Below are 8,060 nucleotides of genomic sequence, written 5' to 3' on the forward strand. Positions count from 1 at the left end.
AATCAAAAAGTTAATAGAAATACATATAAAAAGTCGTCATATTTTATATATTCTGATAGGACATCTACTGAGAGGAAACTTTGAAGGAAATCACGACTCACATTAATCGGGTTAACAACAGTCATACCAAAGAAACTCCATTTTAGAATGTTAGTCTCATATACTTAAAAACACCATGAACACTGGGTTCTAGGCACCCTCAAGCCATATACTTATCTTGTAAGAATAACCGGGTAAAGTACGCCCGGTCCTGAATCGCAATTCCAATTGCTTATGTCTTTAAAAAAATCGAATAATTGATAACCTGTTGAATCTTTGAATGATAAATACTATGTGACTTAATTGGAATCTTTTGCATTATTATCTTTTAATTTTTGATTAACTCTTAAGTGTGTTGGAGACTTGTCAGTACTAGTTATTAATTTAGTAAAATACGATGCAGTATAGTTATAACTAGTGTCTATTTTTTCTGCTAAGTAGTTCGTTCGTTCGAAAAGTATAGAACGTACATAATCGAGTTGTCTTAAGATTTTCTCTGTTAAAGCTTCCTGGTTATCCAGTCGACTTAGTACTTCGCTTTGTGCATCTACTTGTTTAGTAATTTGTTGTGAAAGTTGTTGTTGCAAATCTAGTTGCTTATTTACTTTTAAATCAAGTTGTTCATTAACTATTTCAACCTTATCCAATTGTTTTACAACATCTAGATTCGATTGATTGATAGTGTCCATGTACTCCTTCATTTCTTGTTTGAATATCACTTCATCATTTAATGTTGTTTGGATTGCTAAGTTTTTTTCATCCAATTTCTTTACCCACGACAACACTTGACCCTCAACTTTCTCATGTTTAAGGTTTACTTTTTTCTGCTCCCTTATTCCATTCTGAAAATTCTTCCATTGTGTGGATTGTTTAACTTCTTGCCTTTCCATTAAATCTTTCATTTCTTTAAAAGAATGCTGCAATGTTTCATTTGCGTTCCGCTGCTCCTCTAATAGTTCAGAAAGTGGATCCCTTTTAAAAAAACCTTGATTTAAATCCTTTATTTGGCCGTTGTTTTTAAAAACCTCCGGGTGCTTATCTTTGTTAATAAATAATCCCATCGTTATTAGCCCTCCTTATCCATACCTTGTATTATCATATGCATTTCGTATACAAGGGGATATTATCTTGAAAGAAACAATAACAATACGAATAGCTCATTGTAATTTTATGTTAATATTGGTAAGGTAAATTCATCCTGAAAATTATACAATTTACGTATACCTTATTTTTTAAAAAAGGGGAGTATTATGAAAAAGACCATTCTATTAAGTTTAACTATTGTGGGTTTAGGGCTTGTGAATTGGATTGCTGCATATTTATTTTCAATTAGCTTTGTTGATATTTCTATTCCATTCGGGGTAGCAGCTGTATTCATTACGTATATTTTCACAAATAAGGCAGGAACTTTAAGTCGGCAATTGGATACGCAAATTCAAGGTCAAACTGGGATTAGAATGGATATTACAAAACGTGTATCTAGTACATCATTTGTCTTTTTGGGATCTATTGTTTATTTTTCAATCACTCTAATAATAACTTTTATTACTTATAAGGATTATTTTATTTGATAAAAGTCGGAACTTAAAAAACCCCCTCTATCAAAAAAAAGGCCAAACAAGAAATATTTTCTTGTTTGGCCTTTTATATTATAAATTGTTTAGGAAGAGCCTTATGACATCCGTTCCACCTATAATGGTCCCCAAAGTGCTGCCTAAGTTGGTCAATACCACTACAAGAAGTACGCGCGTAACCTTATTATCCCAGAAACCTTTTATAGAAAACACATCTTCTGAAAGACTTTCAAAGTCTCCGACGTTTGGTCGACGGATATAGGCTTGTACAATTCCCGATACCCATCCCGCTGCTATTAATGGATTTAGTGAAGTTATCGGCGCTGCAACAAAGGCAGATAAAATGGCAAGTGGATGTCCAAATGCAACTGCGGCACCAATGGCTGCCAAGGCTCCATTCCACAAAATCCAGCTTAATGCCTGATCGAAACCGGCAGAAGGATTCGTAATAAAAGTATATATAATGATTGATAGTATAAGCGCAGGAATCGTCCAACCAATAATCTTAGGTACGATTGATTTAGGCGGTTTTTGTGATAATGCCTCTAAATCATGCTCTTTATGAATCTCTATTGTAATACCCGGAACATGTGCCGCTCCTAGCACCGCTACCACTTTGTTTCCAGGGGCATCTTTGATTTTCTGGGCTAGATATTGATCTCGTTCATCAATTAAAGGAGTTTTTAACTTCGGAAAAGATTTCGTGAATTCTGCAAGAACTGCATTAAGCGTATCTTGTGATTTCATTTCTTCGAGATCCTTTTCTGAGATTGTTTCTTTGCTAAAGATACTAAAGAATACAGCAGAAAGAAGCTGCGACTTCCCTGAAAGTCCTAAATTACTCCAAATTCGTGAAAAGGTAATTTGTATATTCCGATCTGCTAGAACCAGATTAGCACCTATTTCTTTAGCCGATTCGATTCCTTGAATCATTTCCTGGCCAGGCTTTATGTTAAATTGTTTCGCTAATCGTTTTTGAAAAGAAGAGATCGCAAGATTCATTAAAAGCAAAGTCGCTTTTTTATCTTTAATCACTTTAAAAATATCAGTTTCTTTCCATTTGTTACTATCCATGATTGATTGGTATCTTTGTTCATCCAACTCTATACAAACGGAATCGGGTCTCTCTCTTTCAATAACCTCTTTTACCTGCTCTGCACTCAATCTAGATACGTGGGCAGTTCCGATAAGTATTACTTCTTTACCATTTAAATTTATACGGGTAATGTTTTCCTCAGGCATAAACTACTTCCTTAATAGAAATTATTTTTCTTCGCGATAATCTTTTATCTAGTTATTATTTAGAGACTGGCTATTGATAATACTGAATGAGATTCCAATTAAATCTCATTTAACGATAGATGATAGTCTTCCTTTATATATTATACAGTTAAAATTAACTCTAAATCTATAATTGTCTCTAGTATATATAAATTTTAATACTGCCGGTTAACGAAATCTCGTATCTTATCTGCATAAGCTTGAGGTTCTTCAACTCCAGGCATATGTGAACTATTTTCAAATACATATAATTCCGATTCTGACACTAGGCTTGCATAATATTCGGTAGTTTTAGGAGTGGCTTCATCAAAACGTCCACATGTAAAAAGACTTGGAATTTTAATTTCGTTCAGTCTGTTGGTGACATCAAAATCTTGTAGAGTTCCCGTCACTGTAAACTCTGACGCTCCCCACATGTACCCGTAAATAGTATGGTTTGTTTTTTTCATATTGTCCAGAAGTTCTTGTGGCCATGGAAGGGTTCGGCACACGTGACGTTCATAAAATTGAATCATTGCATCTTGATACGCATCCGAGTCGGTCGTATTCTGTTGTTCACTAAGTTCAATAATTTCCTGCGTCTCTTGCGGTAATTCTTTCAAATAATTTCGTTGGTCTCGCTCCCACATACGTGCGTTCAAGCACGAACTAGAAAAAATCACACTCTTGACGCCAGATGGTTGTTTGAGAAGGTATGCTGCTGCAAGCATCGTTCCCCATGAATGACCAAGGATATGAACTTCCTCTAACCCTAGTGCCTGTCTTACTTGCTCTAATTCTTCTACGTATCTTTCAACGGTCCATAAAGAAAGGTCATCCGGCCGGTCTGAATTCCCACACCCGAGCTGGTCATAGTAAATCACTGGACGGTCATCTCCTAACATCCTTAGTGGATCCGACTCCCTACTCATACCTCCTGGGCCCCCATGTAATACAAGCAATGGAATACCAAGACCATTTCCAGTCATGCGATAATAAACATTTCCTCCTGTAACAGGAATATATCCTTCTGTATCTTTCTTCATCTTATCGTCACCTTTCATTATCTTTATTCATGGTCCAAAAACCATTTAGGCATTAATATCGTTTACCTGTCTTTCGCTTCCCACACTTCTTTCAAAACATTTCTGAATAACTCGTCCAACTTTTTCGTTGGGTCTTCAATTTCTACTGAAATTGTTTTTATGTAAGCTTCTAAACGAATTATTTCACTTTCTAGGAAATTATTGATTCGCTCAATTCTTGGTTCCAAAACTAATTCGTCACCTTCAATTTTACGTTTTAGGAGAAGTTCAATCTCATCTTTCAAATCTCCAGCGGGTAGCATTTCACTCATTAGTTCATGAAAACTAATAGGTGGGACTGTTTGATTCTCCTCAATCCACTTACAAGCCAATATAGGTCGAAGTACATAAAAATATTTTTTACTCTTCACTTCTGAGCCTTGCAAGTAGTCACGGTAATTATTTTTCGCCATGTTCAAATAATGATATAACGTCGCATTGGAATAGAATACTTGCGGCTCCAACGCACGCATTTGATCAATAAATGAATACGCTTGATAATAAATAATGTCACTTCTCATCCACTCTAGGAGAGGTGGATTACTCTTTCGAAACAGTCGCAACGCTTTCGTGATTTCCCATCCACTAATATCTAGCAAGTCATTTATTGGTACTTCAATTACATCTCGCTTCTTACCAACTCCCTGCGGATCAATGGACAGATACCATTCTGGTTGATGCACATAAATAAACCGCACATCATAATCACTGTCTTTTGAAGGGAATCCCCATGCTCTGCTGCCTGATTCTACAGCATATAATATTTTCACCTTGAAGGATTTTTCAATTTCTATAAGTTTTTGTTGAATTAGTTCTTTCATTTATTGGGACCCCTCTTATTTTCGTTTAAAATACTGTCCCTGGATTAAGGGGAATGATTCATGATGTGAGCTACCAACTTTCGGCTAATAAATAAATTCCTGTAAATAGCAGGATTATATATGTAAAGATCCGAAAGAAACGTTGGTTAATCTTTTTAAATAAGACTTGGCCAAGATACAAACCTAGTAGCACAAGAGGTAAGGCGAACCCGCTTGTCATCCAAATTGTTCTATTTGTACCAACAAAAATGACTTGAATGACTAAACTCATCGAATAGATGAATAAATAAAAGGCTAGTGTGGTACTTCTTAGTTTTTCTTTTTTAGTGTCAGTTCCTGAAAAATAAAGCAACAGTGGCGGTCCTGGCATACCAATACTGCTTGTTAGCACACCAGATAGTCCCCCTATAACAATGTCTTTACTGTTAGTTTGAGCTATACGATACTTAAGTATTAGCAATATAGTTAATACGAGTATGACGAGGCTTATTCCAAATATCAAATTTTTTAAATCCAATGCCAAGAAGATAATAATTCCTATTGGCAATCCTAAAGCACTCCCTATAACAAATCGTCTTAAAATACCATAATCTATGTCCTTTTTAATTTTATTTATTAAGGCAAATGATATTACTAGAGATAAAATGATATTAATTTGAATTGCTTCCATTGGTTCAAAAATGAAAAGCAAAAACGGGGTGGCCAAAATTGAAAAACCAAAACCTGTACTCGTTTGAAGTATTGAGGCTATTAAAATAATAACTATAACTATAAAAATTTCCAAGTATACACCTACTTAATCTGACTTTTTATGATTTTACGAATTCGAATAACCCTATAATAACACGACTGTCTTCTGCTTCCTCACCACCTGTCGCGCCTACAGGGTCTCCCGTACAATTCGCTCCGATATAAGCTAGCATAATAATTAATTCCTTTTAGATGTTTAATAGAGACTAACTAGACTATTCTATGTATAATTTGAAAAAACAGTGTAGCTCCAACAAAGGATACACTGTTTTCTAATGATTTAGAGTTTACCTGTATCTACGATAATGTTTGAAATCTTATCCAAATCCACATTTCCTCCAGAAATAACTGTCACAATTTTTTTCCCTTGAAAGGGTATTTTATTGAACATAGCCGCAGCAACTGTTGTTGCACTGGATGGTTCAATTAATTGTTTCATTCGTTCCATAACAAAACTAAAAGCCAGGCGAATTTCTTCTTCACTTACAAGAACAATATCATCAAGATATTTCATTAAAATAGGGAAAGTCAGATCCCCTGGCTGGTTTGTACGTAATCCATCTGCAATTGTAGAAGTACCAGAAATGGCTGTAATCTTGCCATTCTGTATAGATAGGTATGTATCACTTGCAATCTCAGGCTCGACCCCAATCACTTTAACTTTTGGATTACTTTCTTTTATCGCAGTTAGTATCCCCGATATGAGACCCCCACCACCAATTGGAACAAGGACTATATCAACATCTTGAAACTGATTTATTATTTCTAATCCAACTGTCCCTTGTCCAGCCATAATAAAAGGATCATCATAAGGCGGGATAAATACCCCGTTTTCTTGGACTGCAATTTCCTTAGCTCTTGGTAAACGTTCAGCAGATGTAGTGCCACACATTTCTATCTTGCCATTATAGGCTTTAATCGCATTAATTTTGCATTCACTAACATCTTCAGGAACAACAATTGTGGCAGGAATTCCATATTTATTGGCAATATAGGCGACTGCTTGACCATGATTTCCTGAAGATGCTGCAGTTACATATTTCGCACCCTCTTGAATTGCTTGAATAACTTTATTACTTGCTCCTCTTATTTTAAACGAGCCTGTCTTTTGTAAATGCTCTGACTTTAGAAAGATTTGATTACCACAGATGTGTGAAAGTTGTTGTGATTTTAAAATGGGTGTTACATACGTGATGTCCCCAATTCTTTCACTAGCAGCTTGAACATCTTTTAATGAAATCATATTTCGCTCTCTCCCTCTGCTTTGACAGCTATGATAAAGTCAACCTCTACTGGGGTATTACTAGGAAGTTCCGCTACTCCAACAGCTGTGCGAGCATGCTGCCCCTTTTCACCAAAATTTTTTTCGAGTAATTCAGAAACTGCATCAAGTACCTTTGGTTGTTTAGAGAACCCTGGTGCAGATTGAACATAGCCCGTTACTTTTAGTACTTGATCGACTTGGTCAAGGCTACCAATTGCCGATTGTAAACAGCTTAGTCCTTTTAGCACACAAATCTCAGCAAGTTCCCTTGCTTGATCTATTGTAACCTCTGTACCAACCTTACATGTATAAGGAACTTCTCCATTTATTCTTGGAATTTGACCACTAATATAAGCCACCCCTTGATGAATCATAACAGGGACATAGTGGTATAGAGGTTTGGTTGCTTCTGGTAACTGTATATTTAATTCTTGTAAACGTTGCTCGATTTTTGTCAATCTCATTTCCCCTCCCAGGATAATTTCCACTCATAGATTTTCATTAATAAAATGAATATACTATTACTATTCAAGAGGGGTTGAGGTAAATCCTTCAAGTATCCTTTTCTTAAGAAACTTAATAAGACAGTTGAATCGTCAGCTTTCTCACTGCAATTCTTTTCTAAAACACTGTCCTCCAATCTGCGTTTGCCCTTAGATCCATTTTCCATACAAGCATAATCAATACACTGTGCTTTACTAAAACATCTGTATTATAACTTATCAACTTGCACCAATAACGATGCAAGTCGATGTCCAGAATTTATACTTTTTTAATTAATACAAAAAAACAATGGGACTTTTCCCATCACAGCTTGCCTGAGCTGGAAGCCCACTGCTTTAGCGGTGGGAGGAAAGAGAAGAAAAATGCGGAGTGCCACTGAAAACCGAAGGTTTTTGGCACTTCAAGCATTTTTTTATGCAATTCTTCCTGCCTTCGAGTGGAACGTATGTTCGTTTTATGGTACACTGAAAATAGTTCAACGATTCAGGAAAAGAGGTGTTGGGAATGGCAAAGGAAACATCCCCGACTTTCGTGCTGAAAGTCAAGATGCATACTGATGAGAGCGATGAAAAGCTAATTGAAACCGAGTTGGAAATCAATCGAGCGATCTATAATACGTGCTTGGGCGAACTGTTGAAGCGGGAAAAACGCATGAAGCGGACGAAACGCCACAAACAACTCATTCGTATGTACCGTGCCATTTCCAAGAAACTCGCAGAAGCGGAAAAACAGAATAAAAAAGCTTCCATCAGCTTCTACAAAT

At 36.1% G+C, this 8,060-nt stretch carries 8 protein-coding genes and 1 pseudogene; 2 read left to right on the plus strand and 7 right to left on the minus strand.

Features of this window, described 5'->3' with window-relative positions; genetic code table 11:
- Window positions 1-338: 338 nt before the first annotated feature.
- Window positions 339-1,100 carry a hypothetical protein gene (locus tag B371_RS0103055; protein ID WP_019412846.1) on the minus strand — a complete coding sequence of 254 codons (762 nt, stop codon included), beginning with the start codon at window positions 1,098-1,100 and terminating at the stop codon, window positions 339-341.
- Between the two features lie 189 nt (window positions 1,101-1,289).
- Between B371_RS0103055 and B371_RS0103060 the strand changes: the two genes are divergently transcribed.
- Window positions 1,290-1,610 carry a hypothetical protein gene (locus tag B371_RS0103060; protein WP_019412847.1) on the plus strand — a complete coding sequence of 107 codons (321 nt, stop codon included), beginning with the start codon at window positions 1,290-1,292 and terminating at the stop codon, window positions 1,608-1,610.
- 78 nt (window positions 1,611-1,688) lie between these two features.
- On the opposite strand, the gene B371_RS0103065 is transcribed toward B371_RS0103060, so the two are convergent.
- The 6 genes from B371_RS0103065 to B371_RS0103095 form a co-directional block, all read right to left on the minus strand.
- The gene (locus B371_RS0103065) at window positions 1,689-2,855 is read right to left on the minus strand and encodes a TraB/GumN family protein (RefSeq protein ID WP_019412848.1); all 1,167 of its coding nucleotides are present in this window, start codon (window positions 2,853-2,855) and stop codon (window positions 1,689-1,691) included.
- A 194-nt stretch (window positions 2,856-3,049) separates the two neighbouring features.
- Window positions 3,050-3,919: a proline iminopeptidase-family hydrolase gene (locus tag B371_RS0103070; RefSeq protein WP_019412849.1), complete on the minus strand. Its 870-nt coding sequence runs from the start codon at window positions 3,917-3,919 to the stop codon at window positions 3,050-3,052.
- A gap of 62 nt (window positions 3,920-3,981) precedes the next feature.
- Window positions 3,982-4,779, minus strand: a complete 798-nt coding sequence (locus B371_RS0103075; RefSeq protein ID WP_019412850.1) for a nucleotidyltransferase domain-containing protein — start codon at window positions 4,777-4,779, stop codon at window positions 3,982-3,984.
- Between the two features lie 70 nt (window positions 4,780-4,849).
- Window positions 4,850-5,563, minus strand: coding sequence for a sulfite exporter TauE/SafE family protein (locus B371_RS0103080; protein WP_019412851.1), 714 nt, complete (start codon window positions 5,561-5,563; stop codon window positions 4,850-4,852).
- A 246-nt stretch (window positions 5,564-5,809) separates the two neighbouring features.
- Entirely contained in the window at window positions 5,810-6,772 is a 963-nt protein-coding gene (locus B371_RS0103090) for a threonine/serine dehydratase (RefSeq protein ID WP_019412853.1), read from the minus strand.
- Complete coding sequence (locus B371_RS0103095; RefSeq protein WP_019412854.1) at window positions 6,769-7,251, minus strand: RidA family protein; 483 nt, start codon at window positions 7,249-7,251, stop codon at window positions 6,769-6,771. The genes B371_RS0103090 and B371_RS0103095 overlap by 4 nt, the downstream gene beginning before the upstream one ends.
- 550 nt (window positions 7,252-7,801) lie before the next feature.
- Between B371_RS0103095 and B371_RS0103100 the strand changes: the two are divergent.
- A pseudogene (locus B371_RS0103100) lies at window positions 7,802-8,060 on the plus strand (hypothetical protein); the annotation flags it as partial.

This window comes from Paenisporosarcina sp. TG20 (genome assembly GCF_000286315.1).
Classification (GTDB): domain Bacteria; phylum Bacillota; class Bacilli; order Bacillales_A; family Planococcaceae; genus Paenisporosarcina.